The organism is Ignavibacteriales bacterium (assembly GCA_026390575.1).
Lineage (GTDB): Bacteria > Bacteroidota > Ignavibacteria > UBA10030 > UBA10030 > Fen-1298.
This window is the reverse complement of sequence record JAPLFR010000006.1, coordinates 159998-175872: the sequence shown is the minus strand read 5'-3', so window position 1 is coordinate 175872 and position 15875 is coordinate 159998. Positions and strand designations below refer to the sequence as shown.

Below are 15875 nucleotides of genomic sequence, written 5' to 3'. Positions count from 1 at the left end.
GTTGTGAGTGCTTTTATCAGCTTCCACCCATCGCTTTTTCATTCGGGTAGACTAACTTTAGCGTTTGACCAGTTTGCTGCGCATGACGAATCTCGTTCTGCCGTATTCGAATTTCTGCTTTCTTCACTTCCTTGTTCAATGGGTCGATGACATAAGCTTTTGCCAACTCATCAAGCGCTTGTGCAAACTCCTTTTGTTTCTGAAGCTCGTCTGCCGCCCTCAGATGAATCCATATCAACTGATCCCGTTCTTCATCCTTAATGGTTGAATCAGTTGTTCCTTCTGTCATTTCTAATTCGGCGATCTCAGCATCAGCTTGAGCTTTCACGATGTCTTCTTCGAGAGTTTTTAATTCTGCATTCTCTTGATCAATTGTCATTCCAAGAGCAATTTCCATCAGCGCTTCATCGTACACTTTCTTGGCAAGATACTCACGTGCTTGACGCAGATGCTGTTTGAGTGATTCCTGATGAGCATTCTGATCTTTTTGTGATTGCCAATCAGCTAAGTCTTGCTGTGTTTGATTTTTGAGATCGAGTAAATCTTCGCGCGAAGGATCAATGACGAGCGCTTGATCTATTTCCGAAAGAGCTTCTTCATAACTTCGGAGAACTCTGCACTCCTTTGCGCGGAAAAGATGTTTCTGGATGACTTTATTATTCTCTTCAGTCTGTTTCCGTTTTTCAAATGCTTGTTGTGCCTTTTCGATTTCTGCTTCAATTGCTTTCAGTGTGTCGCGTTCCGGATCGAGTACAATCGCTTCGGTAATGGTCTTGAGGGCATCTTCAAATAATTCCTTGTTCAGGTACTCTTTCGCTTTTAAGACAAAGTCTTCTATTTTTGTATTCTTTTCTTCTTGAGCGAGTTTCTCTTGCCATTGTTGATGTGCGTCCTGTATCTGCTGTTCAAGTGCCCGGAGTTCTGAACTGTCCGGATCGTACGAATATCCTTCTATGACTTCGGTAAGTGCTTCATCAAAAGCTTCACGGTCAAGAAATTCCCTCGCGCGTGTTTTATGCTTATTGAGTGCGTTTTGCCGAGATTCCTCTTCTTGCTTCTTGTGTTGTTTTTCCTGGTGCTCGTGAAATTCGTTTTGAAGTTGAAATTCATATTTTTGCACTGCTTCACTCAATGGATCCAGCAGAAATGCTTTGGCAACTTCGTCAAGCGCTTTGCTGTATTCATATTCAGAGGCGTACTGTGATGCTGCTGCAAGATGCTTGAAAATCTGCTCTCCGGTTTCATCAGCGGGCATGGCCGCTGCATTTTCTTCTGCCGTTGCAGTCTCTTGCGCCTTTTTCTGGTTCTGCGATGTAATAATTTCATGTTCCATCCGTTTCACATCTTCATCAAACGGATTGACAATAAAGGCGAGTGCAACTTCGCCAAGGGCGTCTTCGTACCTTCCGTCGGACATATATCCGCGGGCTTTAGTAAGGTAGAGGAAAACTTTCTCTTTGTCGGCACGGCGTTTCGCTTCTGTTTCTGCGCTTTCGCCAAGCATAGCACGTTCGCGTTCTGCTTGCTCGAGCTGGCGAAGCTCTTCCTCCTGCCGACGGCGCACAGATTCTTCCGATACTTGACGTTGTTCTTCGGCAATGCGCAATGCTTCTTCCTGAGCCGTCTGAATGCGTTTCTCGCATGCCTGCAAAGCGTCGTTCATGGGATCCAACACATACGCTCGCGTAATAACCCGCAATGCCTCTGACCACTTTTGTTGACCGGCGAGAAGATCGGCGTTTTCTATGTGTTTCTGAATGGCGGTGATAATTGCTTCACGTTTTTTACGCTGTTCCTCTTCGCGACGGCGATACTGCTCCAATTGCTCGCTCTGTTCCCGCTCTTGTGCGTCACGAATTTTTCGCTCCAAACTGAGGACTTCCTCGTTCAGCGGATCCACCACCACGACAAATGCTAATTCGCTCAATGCTTCGTCAAGCCTGCCGTTGTTCAAGAATTCTTGCGCGCGGTTTAAATATTGGGAAATTTTTTGTTGTTGTGCTTGATTGCGGGCTTCTTCTTCTCTGCGGCGCTTTTCTTCTTTCTCCTGTTGCATGCGCAGCACTTGAGCTTTGAGAAGCTCCTGGCGCTTCTGGTTATCTTCTTGTTGTTTCTGGAGCCGTTCTTGGTCAACACGTAAGCGTGTTTCTTCTTGCGATTTCCTGATTTGGTTCTCCGCTGCATGAATTTTGTCATTGGCGGGATCCAGCAGGTACGCGCGAGCTACTTCATCAAGAGCGCGGTTAAAATCTCCCTTTCCTAAATAATCCTTTGAACGATCAAGAAAGACGATAATTTTCGATTCGATGGCTTGGTGACGGAGTTCTTCATTCCTTCGGCGTTCGTCATCCTCCTTTTTGCGGAGAGCCACATCTTGTTCTTGTTTGGCAGCTACAGCGGCAGATCGTTGTGCCTCTACGATGGCAAGATTAGAAATGTGTTCGAGGGTAGCCGACATTGGCGGCGGTTCTACTGGCTGTGGAGGCGCGCCATCATCGAGCTCTGGCTTTTTCTCTTTTTGTGCAGCGACAAGTGAACGTACACGTTCTTCGTACGCGAGAGCGTACAGATTCCTTGGATCTCTTCCACGCGCCTTGGCAATTTCTTCAAGTGCGGTGGTATAGTTACCTTCCCTCACAAGTTTGTCAGCTTGCTTGAGGAATATTGCAACTTCTTTTAACTGTTCAGCGCTTCTTGGAGAATCTGAAGCTTTTGCCATTACTCGCACCTTATCGAGGAGACTTTATTATCTGTCAAATAAAACCCACTTCGGCATCTCATGGTAGATAATTTCCAAATTATTGTCAATAAAACAAATTATTAACTGGAAAAATGACGGCATAGTATGAGGTTGTCTTAGGAACGCCGTTATATCAGCGAATCTGTTAAACTATTAAAATAAAAAGAACAAGTCGGGGTGAGAGGATTCGAACCTCCGGCCTCCTGCGCCCAAGGCAGGCGCTCTAACCGGGCTGAGCCACACCCCGAATTTCTATTTAATCAATACATTATAAGCAAAATTAGCAGTGAAATCAACATTGTCTTCATTTTGATAGAGCGAATTGAATGAATTCAAATCGATGTAAAATTTGTTTGATGCTCGGTATAGTTTATTCAAAATCACCTTTGACGATAATTAGCTGCAAAGATAATCTGAATACATGATGTATTCCAGCAAGCATTATTTTTGATGCGAGTATAACTTCTGCAATTCTTCTCTTTGTTCTGTACGGTCACCGGCGGTGCACTAACCACCATTCAGGGTTTTGTTTTTCCCGTTCTTTCCAAATTTCAAAATGAAGAATTGCACCCACGACAGTGTCGCCACTTTTTGCTATGATTGTTCCTTCTGTAACGCGCTGAGACTCCGAAACCGTAATATCCGAGAGATGCGCATACACTGTGCGGAAACCGTTGCTGTGGTTCAGGATGAGCACGTTACCAAATCCCGGAATGAATGACATCACCGCTACTTCACCATCTGCAACGGCATAGACATCTGAACCAGATGGTGTTGCGATATCGATACCAGTGTTTTGTGTAATTGTTTTCAAGACCGGATGAGTTTGGTTCCCGAAAGGGGTCTGAACTGTTCCGTGTGCTACTGGCCAGCGGAGTTTTCCTCGTCGCCGCTCGAATGCCAATACTGCTTTTGTGTCGACTGGCTGCGGTGTGAACGGTGCTGGCGGCGTTGCTGTTCTCTTCAGTTCGCGCTCTCGAGCTTCTGCGGCCAACCGCTCGCGTCTTTCGGTTTCTTCGCGTTCTTTTCGTATTCGTTCTTTCTCAATTAATTCTGCAATGAGATTCTCAATTTTCTTGGAGGCTTCTGTTTTTCGTATCAATTCCTTCTGATACGTCTGTTTATTCTTACGTATTTTCTTCAGCACCATTTGCCGCTGTGAAAATGTCCTCTTTAAGTTTCCTTCTTCGCGTGTTTTTTCAGAAAGCAGCTGCCGCTCTCTTTGCAGTTTTATTTGGAGCTGCTCGTTTTTTTGCTCCAAAGTAGCTTTATTTTCGCTTATACTCTGCAGGTCTTTGGCGCGTTGATCAGAGAATTTTTTTAAATATTGAATGCGAATAGAAAGCTGATTAATGGATTTTGATGAGAAGAGGAGTTCGACATCATACACACGTCCATTTTTATATACCGACCGGACATAATTAGCGTAATGCGATTTTAAAAACTGAAGTTGTCCTTCTAAATTGGCAATAGCACTCTTGGCGGTGTCGATCTCTCCTGTCATGCTGAGTTCTTCCTCCCGAAGTTTCTGAATCAATTGTCGGATGAGAACAGAATTGTGTTCGAGGTCATCAAGTCGATCCAGCGTTATTTTTTCTTTTTTTTCGCTATCATTTACTTTTTTTTCATAGGCCTGAATATCGTTACGAAGTTTCTGTAACTCGTTTTCCCTCTGCTTAATTTCTTTATTGGTTCGTTGTGCAATCGCAGGAAGTGCGAAAACCATGAACAGTGAGAGGATAAGAATACGAGAAAGAATACGCATTACCAGTGAATTCGTTCGGCGTTAGATGGAATTGTGAAAGTGAAGTGAAGTTGTTCTGTGTTCACCAGAATTTCAGAATATGTAAAAGTAAGCCTCTGCCGCGTCTTTGGTTGAATGACGCGAATGGTATAAGGCATCGCAAATCCATTGACGTCCTCGAAGTTATTGAATGTCTGCTCAAGTGCCAGCTTTCCGCTTTGATCCAGAAATTGAACTTTCTGAATGTACAATGTCGTCGGATCAATCCAATACTTCCGACTCGTTTTAGAGGAAGTAAAGACGAACACACACTGGTCGTTTTCTATGTATGTTTCGTCGGGGGCGTGAAAATCGTTTTCAAGGAATGCTCCGCCTGCAAATAAATTCAACAAATCATCAAAACTTAGTTGAACATGAAGAATGCGATTCAAGTTTTCTACACTGGATAATCCGGTGATGAGTTTATTTTCCAGACTATTATAGAAGAGGAATCCCGTTCTCGTGACGAGTGCTGATCCAACTTTAATGCCGAATGGTCCCTGAAGATTAATAAGCACGGAGTCGGGTTTTTGGAGTGTTAACGTAAATGATCCACTTTGCGCGATTTCCGGTGTCTCAACGGAAATTCGTCCTTCGCCCGTCATCGAGTGAATGTGCGCGTGATGACTGCGCGTGATTTCCTGAACTTCTAAATAGGAAACGGGGCGATCGCCGAGGTTGAGCGGTCTTGTTGTCCGGCATCCAATGAGTGTAAGGAGAGAAAAGCAAAGTAGGAAGATAGAAAATCGGAACATCAGATAGCTCCATGGAGAATTTTTTCTTTTACCGCCTCGTTCTTTGGATCCATCTCCAGTGCTTTCTTCCACAACTCGATTGCCTGTTCTTTCCGCCCGAGTTTGAGATACACATCGCCAAGATGTTCGTGAACAACGGCACTTGCTTTGCCGGTTGCGACGGATTTTTCTATGTACCCAGCGGCATCCTTGTAATTTTTCAACCGGAAGAAAATCCAGCCATAGGTATCGAGGTAAGCGGAATTATCCGGTTCAGCAGTTACTGCTTGCTTTGACATTTCTAAGGCGCGCCTAAGTTGAAGTCCGCGTTCAGCAAGACTGTATCCATAATTATTGAGAAGCAGCGCAGACTTCGGATCCAACTTTAATCCTTCTTCGTACAAACTGTCGCTTTCCTGATAGCGATGTAATCCATCTAACGTGAGGGCAAGTGAACTGAGTGTGTTAAGATCCTTGGGATTCAGTATATACGCTTTCTTTAATGGCGGTACGGCATCTTCCTGTTTCTCCATGCGCGTAAGTGCAAGTCCTTGAAGCAGATAAAAACGAAAATCGTTGGGAAGCACCTTCTGTGCTTGTTCCATCTCTTCAAGCAGTTTATTGTATTTCCCTTGTTCGAATAACGAAGAACCTAAAAACCACCATGCGTCTGCATGATGTTCTTCCAACTTTGTTACTTGCTCAAAGTATGTACCGGCAAGCGAATCTTTGTGCTGGTTAGCAGCAAGGGCGCCAAGATACCAGCACGGTCGCCAATCGTTGGGGATTTCCTTGTGCAGATCTTCAAACAATCCCTGTGCTTTTTGAATCAACGTTGAGTCGTGTTCTGTTAACCCAAAGAATCCTAACGCGATCCGTAATTTGATCCCTGTGTTTTTTATCCCACGGTTTAATAATTTTTCATAGAGATCAATCGCATTTTGAAATCGTTTCTGATCTAAATAAACATCTGCGAGTGTAGCAACAACTTCTGCATCGGAAGAATCGGATTCGACCATTGTTTCAAGGATCGAACGCGCCTGATCTAATTTTCCGCTTTTCGCAAATGTTTCTGCAAGTTGTTTTTGGAGCGGCTTGTTGGTTGGATCGAGCTCAAGCATTCGCTTGTACTTTGTCGCAGCTTCATCAAACCGTCCGATCGCACTATAAAGCTGAGCACACTGGAAGAGGATATCCAACTGCTCACCGTTACGCTCAAGCATCTTTTCGTAAATCTCCAATGCTTTGAGCGGCCGTATTTGTTGGTAGAGATTTGCTAATGCAATCCATGCGGCAGTGGCATTGGAATCAATCCTGACAATCTCTTCATATTCATGGATGGCTAAATCTACTCGAGAGGCATTGAAATAAATTGTGCCAAGATTTTCGCGGTACGAAATGTTCTGCGGTTCTAACCGAACAGCTTCGCCGGCTGCTTCAACGGCACGATCGAACTTGTTCAAGAGTAAATAATCCCTGGAGATGGCAAAGTAGATGGAGGCATTTGGATCTGATTGCAGCGCTTCTTGGTATTCGAGAATGGCTTCGGCGAAAGAGCCTTTTGCATCCAACGCGGCACCTTCGACAAAATGCTGAAGTGCGTGATCGCGCTGCAATTCAATCATCTTGCGCTCCTGCAAATTGACTCTGCGATCAGCGGGCGTTGATCGAGAAGTCTTCTGTGAAGTGGCGCAGCCTGAGAGAAAAAAAATCCCCACGATGGAGGTGAGGGAAATAAGAAACTTAATAGTGTTATTCATTACATATAAATATATTGAAACAGAGCGCCACATACAAGCATCGGCACCTTGTTTTGCAGGTAGAAAGCGATTATCTTAAAATAATAATGGAACTGTCTAAGAAATATGATTTTGCTGTTGCTTGGAATTGGGCGTTTGACCGTGAGTTTATACAGCTTGTACAAGAAGTGTTTCGCCTGAATAACCTGTCGGTTTTGGAAATCCGTGCAGAAAATGTAGAAGAAATTTTTAATATGCTCAAGAAAGAGAAACTACAATTTCGCTATTTCCTTGATCGGGCTTCAGATGAGGACGATGCATTCCAACCGTTGGCGCGATTTATTCTCAAGCAATTTCGTGCAGGTGATGGAACCTCAATGCGTCCTATCAATCTTCATGATCTGCAAATCCGCGCTGCTGATAAAGCGACGATGCACCTCGAATTTCTTGCGCATGGTATTGAGGTTCCCTATACTATCATCGTTTCTCCATACAATCATAAACAAGAAATGGAACTTACAATTACCGAATTGGCAAAACTCGGACGGCCGTTTATAATAAAACCGGCAAACACAACCGGCGGCGGTATCGGTGTTGTGATGGGGGCTGAAACGTTGAAGGAAATTATCGAAGCACGACAATCCCATAAAAGCGACAAGTATCTCTTACAGGAAACTATTAAACCGATTGAATGTGCCGGGCGGCGGGCATGGTTCCGTGTGTTCTACGCGTTCGGTGATATTATTCCTTGTTGGTGGGATGATGTCACGCACATTTATTCTGTTTTGAATGAGGATGAAGAACGGCAATTTGATGTCGGACAGCTTACGACAATCACAAAACGTATTTATACAGTCTGCCAGCTCGAATTCTTTTCGACAGAATTAGTTTGTACTGCGGAGAGAAAATATGTTACTGTAGATTATGTGAATGAGATGTGCGATATGCGGCTGCAATCTCAATTTAAGGATGGAGTGCCGGATGCAATAGTTCATCGGATCGTTTCCAGAATGATGGATTATGTAAAATAAAAATTTAGAAAACTTCTGCATCGAATTCATTTCTGTATTCAACTTCTCCATGTTTCTTGACATACGCCCAAGTTTCCAGTATATTGTTCACCGATTTAGTTGGTTCTTTATCAAGGAATTGAAGTAGTTACTTATGCTTACGGAATTTGGCAAAGCTTTTATTTTTATACTTATTGGTGCAATTTTTGTCGCGCTCGGCCTGATAGGTGCATGGATATTTCGTCCGCATCGTCCGTATCCAGAAAAAAATGCTACATATGAATGCGGTGAAGAACCAATCGGCAGCGCGTGGATACGCCTTAATGTCCGCTTTTATGTTACCGCACTTGTCTTTCTGATTTTCGATGTCGAAGTAGCGTTTCTCTTTCCGTGGGCACTCGTCTATCGACAGTTTGGCCTTTTTGGCTTTTTAGAAATGGCAGTGTTCCTTCTCATCCTGATTGTTGGTTATGCATACGTATGGGTGAAGGGAGACTTAAATTGGGATAAGCCAACACAACAAATTCCTACCATCAATCGCACCATTGTGACGGCAGGGAGAATGAAAGTCGCTTCTGCAATTTTAGATGATGATGATATTAATGAAGGTGTGGAGTAAAGCCCGTGGGACTTCTTGATCAGCGATTTGAAAATGGCAATGTGTTTATAACATCACTCGATGGCCTTTTAAACTGGGCGCGGCTTTCATCGCTCTGGCAGATGCAGTTCGGTCTCGCCTGTTGTGCAATCGAAATGATGGCGGCATCGGCTTCCAATTTCGATATTATGCGATTTGGTGTTATCCCGCGTGCAACGCCCCGTCAGGTGGATGTCATGTTCGTTGCCGGAACAGTCACGATAAAAATGGCATCTCGTATCAAACGCTTGTACGATCAAATGTCGGAACCGCGTTACGTCATATCGATGGGAAGCTGTTCCAATTGCGGCGGACCGTATTGGGAGCATGGCTATCACGTCCTGAAAGGTGTAGATCGTGTCATTCCGGTTGATGTCTATATCCCGGGATGCCCGCCGCGTCCCGAGGCATTATTAGAAGGTATTATGAAGCTACAGGACAAGGTGCGCAGGGAAAGCATGGTCAAGAAACGGGCGTAACAGAATGACAGCACAAGAAATATTTGATGTGTTAAAAGCGAAATTTGGCGATGCGCTCAAGGAGGAAAAGATTTCCGCCGCGGGTGGATCCGCCGCGGTCGGATATGCCATGCAGGTGTGGATTAATATTGCGTCTGATAAAATCAAGGATATCTGTTTTTTCCTCCGCGATGATAGCGAGATGCAATTCGATTATCTTTCGTGTTTGAGCGGGGTTGATTACAATAACGGAACGCTCGGTATTGTCTATCATCTGAACTCGATGGTGTATAAACACACAATTGTTCTTAAAACTTTTTGTACGAAAGAAAATCCACACGTTCAATCTGTCAGCGATGTATGGGGAACCGCCAATTGGCACGAACGAGAAGTGTTCGATCTCTATGGCATCATCATCGACGGACATCCTGATTTGCGCCGCATTTTGCTCCCGGATGATTGGGAAGGCAATCCGCTTCGCAAGGATTATAAAGTTCAAGAATTTTATCACGGCATGAAGGTTCCGTACTAACGCTGAATGATGAACCCAACTATGCTGCAACCGCCGACTCTTCCAACAAATTATACTGTCAAACCTGGTCACATCAAGACTTCGACCGGCAAAACAATTCGTACAGAAGAAATGATTATTAACATGGGTCCTCAGCATCCGTCCACGCATGGGGTACTGCGGCTCGAAATTGTTGTTGATGGCGAAATTATTGTTGATTGTATTCCGCATATCGGGTATTTGCACAGGTGTTTCGAGAAGCACTGCGAGCAGATGACGAATTACCAGCAGGTCATTCCCTACGCGGACCGGATGGATTATTGTTCGGCAATGACCAATGAATGGGCATTTGCGCTGGCCGCAGAACGATTGTTGAAGATCGAAGTGCCGGAGCGCGTAGAATATATTCGTGTGATTATGGCGGAACTGCAGAGAATCGCCAGCCACCTAATTGCTGTCGGCACGTACGGCATTGATTCCGGTGCGTTCACACCATTCCTCTATACCTTTATCGACCGTGAGAAAATTCTCGACCTCTTCGAATTGACATGCGGTGCACGCTTGCTCTATAATTATATCTGGATTGGCGGCCTCTCGCATGACCTGCCTCCGAATTTTATTCAACAAGCGAAAGAGTTTATAACATATTTCCGTCCGCGAATAAAAATGCTGAACGATTTGCTGACCTACAATGAAATCTTTGTGAAACGAACAGCGAATGTTGGCGTTTTACCGAAAGATGTTGCTATTAATTATGCGGTCAGCGGGCCGCAGCTTCGCGGTTCCGGTGTGAATTGGGATTTACGCCGCGATGATCCGTATTCCATTTATCATAAATTGGACTGGCAGCCGCAGATTGGTAAAGGGGAAGTAGGAACAGTCGGCGATTGCTGGGATAGACATATCGTTCGTATGCGCGAGATGGAACAGAGTCTTCATATCATAGATCAGGCACTTGACGAATTACCGGAAGGGAATGTGAAGGCGGCGATTCCAAAACGCATTCGTCCGGAAAAAGATGCAGAAATTTATGTTCGCACAGAAGCATCACGTGGTGAATTGGGATATTATATTATCAGCGATGGTACAGCAAGCCCGTTCCGGGTGAAAGCGCGCGGGCCTGCATTTGTGAACCTGAGTGTTCTGCCGGAAATTGTCCGCGGCGGTTTGATCGCTGATTTAGTTCTTACCGCAGGCAGTATTGATATTGTTCTCGGTGAAGTCGATCGCTAACGTATAATTACATAAAATGGAATTCATTCAAACATTACTTGCAAATCAGTTACTCGTCTCAATTCTTCTGAGCACGCTTCCGCTTGTCTTCATCGTTCTCATGGTATTAGTGGTACTTTATACGGAGATGAAAGTGGCGGCGCACATTCAGGATCGTGTTGCATATATGCGCACCGGCTGGCATGGTGTGTTTCAGCCCATCGCTGATATGCTGAAGCTTCTGCAGAAGGAAGATATTATTCCGACGAAAGCGGACAAGCTGTTATTTCGCGCGGCACCGTTTATTGCGTTCACCGGAACGTATGTCGCTTATGCTGTACTTCCATTCAGCAGTATCTATATTGGTTCCAATATCAATCTTGGTGCATTCTTTTTAGTTGCAGCCGGCTCTCTCGTCGTCATTGGAATTTTGATGGCCGGCTGGGCATCGAATAATAAATGGTCGCTTTTCGGCGGAATTCGCTCGGCAGCACAAATGATCAGTTACGAAATTCCGACAGCGCTTGCCGTCATCATTGTTGTGATGATTACCGGATCACTGAATCTGCAGGATGTGACGAAGTTTCAAGATGGCGGTATCGGCAACTGGATTGTGTTCGGCGGCCCGCTGCCATGGACACAAAAATTAATGCTCATGCCGTTCACATTTGTCACATTCCTTATTATGTTCGTTGCTTCCATTGCGGAAGTCAACCGCACGCCGTTTGATTTACCGGAAGCTGAATCGGAGTTGGTGCAGGGATTCAATACGGAATATAGCGGTATGCGGTTTGCAATGTTTTATCTTTCAGAGTATGCAAACTTATTCACCGTCTCAGCTGTCGTCGTGTCGCTCTTTCTCGGCGGATGGTCGAGTCCATTTGGTGCATTTATGTCGGGACCTGTGTGGGGTGTCTTCTGGTTTGTCACGAAAGCGTATATGTTTATGCTGATGCAAATTTGGCTACGGTGGACGCTTCCGCGGTTGCGTGTTGATCAACTGATGTATGTCTCATGGAAAGTTTTAACACCATGGCTCTTTGTCTGTCTTCTTGCTGTCGGTTTGATTTTAGTAATCTAAACTCTTTAATGAACAATCGAAAATCGACAATCGGAAATTATTAAATTCAATGTTGGTACTCGGAACATATTTTTATAGTATTTTTCATTCTCTCTATACAGTTCTCGTAGGAATGAAGATTACCATCAAGCATCTCTTCACTCGCTCGGCAACTGTGCAGTATCCGACTGTCAAAATGAAAATTCCGGAACGGGCACGCAACCGTCTGTTTGTCAATATCGACGATTGCATTGGCTGCGATCAATGTGCCATTGCATGCCCGGTGGACTGTATTACGATTGAGACGATCAAATCAACTCCGGACATGGATTTGGGTTTGACGTCAAAAAATACGAAGAAGCGTCTCTACATTCCGCGTTTCGATATCGACATTGCGAAATGCTGCTACTGCGGACTGTGCGTGTGGCCATGTCCAACAGAGTGCATTGTGATGACCGATGTATACGAATTTTCGGAATATGACAGGCATAATTTGATATACAGTTTCAGCAATATGACGACGGAAGAAATCACCGCCGCACAAGATCGATTGAACGAGTTTAATGAAGAGCAGGCAGCGAAGAAAGCAGCTGCCGCCGCGGCTGCAAAAGAATCATCAGTGACTTCAACTTCACCAGCACCGGTGACGCCGCCACCAATAAAACCAGAACCTCCGGCAGCGGAGCCGAATAAAAGTTAAGATATTGTTTGACTGAATAAATAGATATGATTTCTTCATGCTTTTAGATTTTTATTTTTTCATTTTTAATTTACACTTTTTACTTTTGCATTGACTCTTATGGATCTCACTACAATACTATTTTATTTCTTTGCTGTAATCACACTGGGATCAGCGTGCATTGTTGTGTTCTCTCGGAATATTGTCCGCGCTGCCTTTGCCCTGTTGCTCGCATTATTCGGTGTAGCGGGCATTTATATATTCCTTCTCGCTGACTTTATTGCTGTCACGCAACTGCTTATATATGTTGGCGGAATTATGGTGTTGATTCTGTTTGGTGTGATGCTGACAAGTCATCAAATTAATGTAGATGCAAAAACAGGCACGGTCCAAACATTGCCGGCAATACTCATTGCCGCTTGTATCGGTGGAGCGCTGATTTGGGTCTTTTGGAGAACAGACTGGAAAGTGAAGCCGCAGTTGCCGCTCGTAGAAACAACCGCTGCAAATATTGGTGAATTGCTCTTGACAAAATACCTGTTACCGTTTGAAATTGCATCTGTAATATTACTTGTTGCTCTGATCGGTGCCGCAATGATTGCACGGAGAGAGAAGAAGGTTTAAATGAATACGCAAGATCTGATAAATTTTCTACAGCACCCAGGATTGATACATTTTCTTATCCTCAGCGGACTGTTATTCTCGTTTGGCATATTTGCCATCTTGACGCGCCGTAACGCCATTATGGTTCTCATGGGTGTTGAACTTGTATTGAATGCTGCCAATATCAATTTCGTGGCATTCTCGCGCTATGTTACCACGTCGTTTGATGGGCATGTAGTGGCGATTTTTGTCATCATTCTTGCCGCGGCAGAAGCAGCAATTGCGCTGGCAATCATTTTGAACATCTATCAAAACTTTAACACTGTGAATGTGGACGAAATTAATCAATTGAAAGATTAGCATGCTGATAGACAATCGGCAATCGTAAATCGTAAATCAGAATATGTCTCAAGAAACGTTACTTACTCTCGCATTGATCGTTTGGCTGGTCCCGTTAGTGGATTTTGTCATATTGATTTTTTTCCACAAACGTTTGCCGCGTTCCGGTGATTGGTTGGGCACATCCATTCTGTTTGCAGCACTTGCGCTCTCGCTGACGATTCTTTTCGCAAAACTTAACTTCTATCACGACCAAACCTTACAGGCTACATTCACGTGGGTGAATTTTGGAAACGTACCGGGTTTAGGCGCGATGCAAATTGATCTTGGCTTCATGATCGATAACGTTGCGGCGATTATGCTTGTCGTCGTATGTATCGTCAGTTCATTTGTGCATTTGTTCTCTATCGGCTATATGAAGGACGATGTACGTTACGGCCGCTATTTTGCATACCTTGGCTTATTTTCATTTTCGATGTTCGGTATTGTTCTCACAAATAATTTTTTACTGATGTATGTCTCATGGGAATTAGTGGGGCTGAGTTCGTATTTACTCATCGGTCACTGGTTTGAAAAGAAATCAGCTTCCGATGCCGGGAAGAAAGCATTCATTGTCACGCGTATTGGCGATGTCGGAATGTTCATCGGCATCTTAATTCTTTTTAACACGTTTCACACGTTCACGTTTGATGCAATATTTGAAGCGATGAAGGCGGGACACATTCCGTTTGGAAGTGAAACGTGGTTGACTGCCGCGGGTCTGCTTATATTCTGCGGAGCTGTTGGCAAGTCGGCGCAATTTCCATTGCATGTCTGGCTCCCGGATGCGATGGAAGGCCCAACTCCGGTCAGCGCGCTGATTCATGCCGCGACCATGGTCGCTGCCGGTGTCTATTTGGTGGCGCGTACATTTTCGATGATGACGGCTGAGACATTGATGGTGATTGCCTACATCGGTGCGATGACGGCATTTATATCCGCAACAATCGCAATTGCGCAGAACGATATTAAGAAAGTTCTGGCGTATTCTACAGTAAGTCAACTCGGCTATATGATCATGGGACTTGGTGTTGGCGCGTACACAGCCGGATTTTTCCATCTCACGACGCATGCGATGTTCAAAGCCGGACTTTTTCTCGGCTCCGGTTCCGTCATTTATGCAATGCACAGTGCCTTACACCACGCGAATGATCACAGTACCGATGCCCAGGATATTCGCAATATGGGCGGTCTCCGTGCAAAGATGCCGATTACATTTTGGACATTCCTCATCTACACGCTGGCGATTTCCGGCATACCATTCACGTCTGGATTTTTAAGTAAAGATGAAATTCTTGCCGGCACATTAGCATTTGGAAATCTTCATGGCGGATGGCATTGGATTGTTCCGATTACCGGATTCTTTGTCGCCGGATTGACGGCGTTCTACATGTTCCGTCTTGTTATTCTCACATTTCTTGGAGAACACAAAGACCATCTCCGTTTCGAAGCAATTCGTGAATCACCTTGGGTGATGACACTTCCGCTTATCGTGTTGGCAGTGTTATCGTTCTTTGCATTCTATAGCTGGAATCCCTTTGGAGCATCGTCTGGATGGTTTTATCAAGCAGTCAATCGTCCAGAATCAGTAGTTCCAGCTGCTGTTGCACCCACGAACACCGAAACGTTTACAGAAGCACTTCATCATTCGCATAGTCTTGCAATGCTTCTCTCGCTCACTATGGCAAGCATAGGAATTCTCATTGCCTTCGCAACGTATTACTGGAAAAAAATTAATGCCGATGCAGTTGCATCAGCGCCCGTGTTGAAGTATCTCTATAAGTTTTTCCTCAACAAATGGTATTTTGACGAGCTCTATCAAATGACGTTTGTTAAAGGAACGGATGTCATTGCGGATGCCTATCGATGGTTCGATAATGTCATAATTGATGGTGTTGTTAATGGCGTTGCAAAGTGGACGGTTGGAATTACGCATGGCGTCAAGCATACGTGGGAAGAGGGAATAGCCGGTTCAATTTTTTATCTTATTGTTTTTGCTTTGCTTTCGCTCTTTATCGGATGGGAAGTTGCTATAGGACTGTTTATACAGGGTGCAGGTATCGTTACAAAAATCGAATGCGGCTTGCTTGGCTCGGGTGTTGCAGCGCTGTCCTTCTTCTTATTTTACGTCGGCGTCGGCGGCTTTGATAATACAATCATTGATGGTATAGTGAATCTCGTCGCATACCTTGGAGGTTTTTGTGGTTTGCTGGCACGCAAACTTCAAACAGGAAAAGTGCAGACGTATCTTGCCTTTGCACTTTTTGGTGTCATGGTGTTTTTCTTATGGTTTAGATGACGCGAGTCGTGAAAAAGTTCTCTTAAGGAGTT

At 44.5% G+C, this 15875-nt stretch carries 14 protein-coding genes and 1 tRNA gene; 10 read left to right on the top strand and 5 right to left on the bottom strand.

Features of this window, described 5'->3' with window-relative positions; translation table 11 throughout:
* Positions 1 to 16: 16 nt before the first annotated feature.
* From NTX44_04515 to NTX44_04495, 5 genes are all read right to left on the bottom strand, one after another.
* A complete protein-coding gene (locus tag NTX44_04515) occupies positions 17 to 2719 on the bottom strand; it encodes a hypothetical protein (protein ID MCX6120859.1) in 2703 nt (900 codons plus the stop codon).
* Between the two features lie 193 nt (positions 2720 to 2912).
* Positions 2913 to 2987: transfer RNA gene (locus tag NTX44_04510), tRNA-Pro, on the bottom strand.
* Between the two features lie 246 nt (positions 2988 to 3233).
* Positions 3234 to 4505, bottom strand: coding sequence for a peptidoglycan DD-metalloendopeptidase family protein (locus NTX44_04505; GenBank protein MCX6120858.1), 1272 nt, complete (start codon positions 4503 to 4505; stop codon positions 3234 to 3236).
* Complete coding sequence (locus NTX44_04500) at positions 4505 to 5278, bottom strand: DUF4292 domain-containing protein (protein MCX6120857.1); 774 nt, start codon at positions 5276 to 5278, stop codon at positions 4505 to 4507. Before NTX44_04500 ends, NTX44_04505 begins: the two co-directional genes overlap by 1 nt.
* Entirely contained in the window at positions 5278 to 6882 is a 1605-nt protein-coding gene (locus NTX44_04495; protein ID MCX6120856.1) for a tetratricopeptide repeat protein, read from the bottom strand. The genes NTX44_04500 and NTX44_04495 overlap by 1 nt, the downstream gene beginning before the upstream one ends.
* A gap of 221 nt (positions 6883 to 7103) precedes the next feature.
* Between NTX44_04495 and NTX44_04490 the strand changes: the two genes are divergently transcribed.
* From NTX44_04490 to nuoL, 10 genes are all read left to right on the top strand, one after another.
* Positions 7104 to 8027 (top strand): hypothetical protein, encoded by a 924-nt coding sequence (locus NTX44_04490; GenBank protein MCX6120855.1) that lies wholly within the window; start codon positions 7104 to 7106, stop codon positions 8025 to 8027.
* Between the two features lie 133 nt (positions 8028 to 8160).
* A complete protein-coding gene (locus NTX44_04485) occupies positions 8161 to 8625 on the top strand; it encodes an NADH-quinone oxidoreductase subunit A (protein ID MCX6120854.1) in 465 nt (154 codons plus the stop codon).
* Positions 8626 to 8630: 5 nt separating this feature from the next.
* Entirely contained in the window at positions 8631 to 9122 is a 492-nt protein-coding gene (gene nuoB / locus NTX44_04480) for an NADH-quinone oxidoreductase subunit NuoB (protein MCX6120853.1), read from the top strand.
* Positions 9123 to 9126: 4 nt separating this feature from the next.
* Positions 9127 to 9633, top strand: coding sequence for an NADH-quinone oxidoreductase subunit C (locus NTX44_04475; GenBank protein MCX6120852.1), 507 nt, complete (start codon positions 9127 to 9129; stop codon positions 9631 to 9633).
* A gap of 111 nt (positions 9634 to 9744) precedes the next feature.
* Positions 9745 to 10845: an NADH-quinone oxidoreductase subunit D gene (locus tag NTX44_04470; protein ID MCX6120851.1), complete on the top strand. Its 1101-nt coding sequence runs from the start codon at positions 9745 to 9747 to the stop codon at positions 10843 to 10845.
* 16 nt (positions 10846 to 10861) lie between these two features.
* Positions 10862 to 11905, top strand: coding sequence for an NADH-quinone oxidoreductase subunit H (locus NTX44_04465; protein ID MCX6120850.1), 1044 nt, complete (start codon positions 10862 to 10864; stop codon positions 11903 to 11905).
* Positions 11906 to 11954: 49 nt separating this feature from the next.
* Positions 11955 to 12584 (top strand): NADH-quinone oxidoreductase subunit I, encoded by a 630-nt coding sequence (locus NTX44_04460; GenBank protein MCX6120849.1) that lies wholly within the window; start codon positions 11955 to 11957, stop codon positions 12582 to 12584.
* Between the two features lie 99 nt (positions 12585 to 12683).
* Positions 12684 to 13187 (top strand): NADH-quinone oxidoreductase subunit J, encoded by a 504-nt coding sequence (locus NTX44_04455; GenBank protein ID MCX6120848.1) that lies wholly within the window; start codon positions 12684 to 12686, stop codon positions 13185 to 13187.
* Positions 13188 to 13526, top strand: coding sequence for an NADH-quinone oxidoreductase subunit NuoK (gene nuoK / locus NTX44_04450; GenBank protein ID MCX6120847.1), 339 nt, complete (start codon positions 13188 to 13190; stop codon positions 13524 to 13526).
* Positions 13527 to 13569: 43 nt separating this feature from the next.
* The gene (gene nuoL / locus NTX44_04445) at positions 13570 to 15843 is read left to right on the top strand and encodes an NADH-quinone oxidoreductase subunit L (GenBank protein ID MCX6120846.1); all 2274 of its coding nucleotides are present in this window, start codon (positions 13570 to 13572) and stop codon (positions 15841 to 15843) included.
* Positions 15844 to 15875 lie beyond the last annotated feature (32 nt).

Bases quoted from the DNA above. Each gene is read 5' to 3' on its own strand.
- NTX44_04515 (MCX6120859.1), bottom strand. From the start codon at position 2,719: ATGGCAAAAGCTTCAGATTCTCCAAGAAGCGCTGAACAGTTAAAAGAA.
- NTX44_04505 (MCX6120858.1), bottom strand. From the start codon at position 4,505: ATGCGTATTCTTTCTCGTATTCTTATCCTCTCACTGTTCATGGTTTTC.
- NTX44_04500 (MCX6120857.1), bottom strand. From the start codon at position 5,278: ATGTTCCGATTTTCTATCTTCCTACTTTGCTTTTCTCTCCTTACACTC.
- NTX44_04495 (MCX6120856.1), bottom strand. From the start codon at position 6,882: ATGATTGAATTGCAGCGCGATCACGCACTTCAGCATTTTGTCGAAGGT.
- NTX44_04490 (MCX6120855.1), top strand. From the start codon at position 7,104: ATGGAACTGTCTAAGAAATATGATTTTGCTGTTGCTTGGAATTGGGCG.
- NTX44_04485 (MCX6120854.1), top strand. From the start codon at position 8,161: ATGCTTACGGAATTTGGCAAAGCTTTTATTTTTATACTTATTGGTGCA.
- NTX44_04475 (MCX6120852.1), top strand. From the start codon at position 9,127: ATGACAGCACAAGAAATATTTGATGTGTTAAAAGCGAAATTTGGCGAT.
- NTX44_04470 (MCX6120851.1), top strand. From the start codon at position 9,745: ATGATTATTAACATGGGTCCTCAGCATCCGTCCACGCATGGGGTACTG.
- NTX44_04465 (MCX6120850.1), top strand. From the start codon at position 10,862: ATGGAATTCATTCAAACATTACTTGCAAATCAGTTACTCGTCTCAATT.
- NTX44_04460 (MCX6120849.1), top strand. From the start codon at position 11,955: ATGTTGGTACTCGGAACATATTTTTATAGTATTTTTCATTCTCTCTAT.
- NTX44_04455 (MCX6120848.1), top strand. From the start codon at position 12,684: ATGGATCTCACTACAATACTATTTTATTTCTTTGCTGTAATCACACTG.
- nuoK (MCX6120847.1), top strand. From the start codon at position 13,188: ATGAATACGCAAGATCTGATAAATTTTCTACAGCACCCAGGATTGATA.
- nuoL (MCX6120846.1), top strand. From the start codon at position 13,570: ATGTCTCAAGAAACGTTACTTACTCTCGCATTGATCGTTTGGCTGGTC.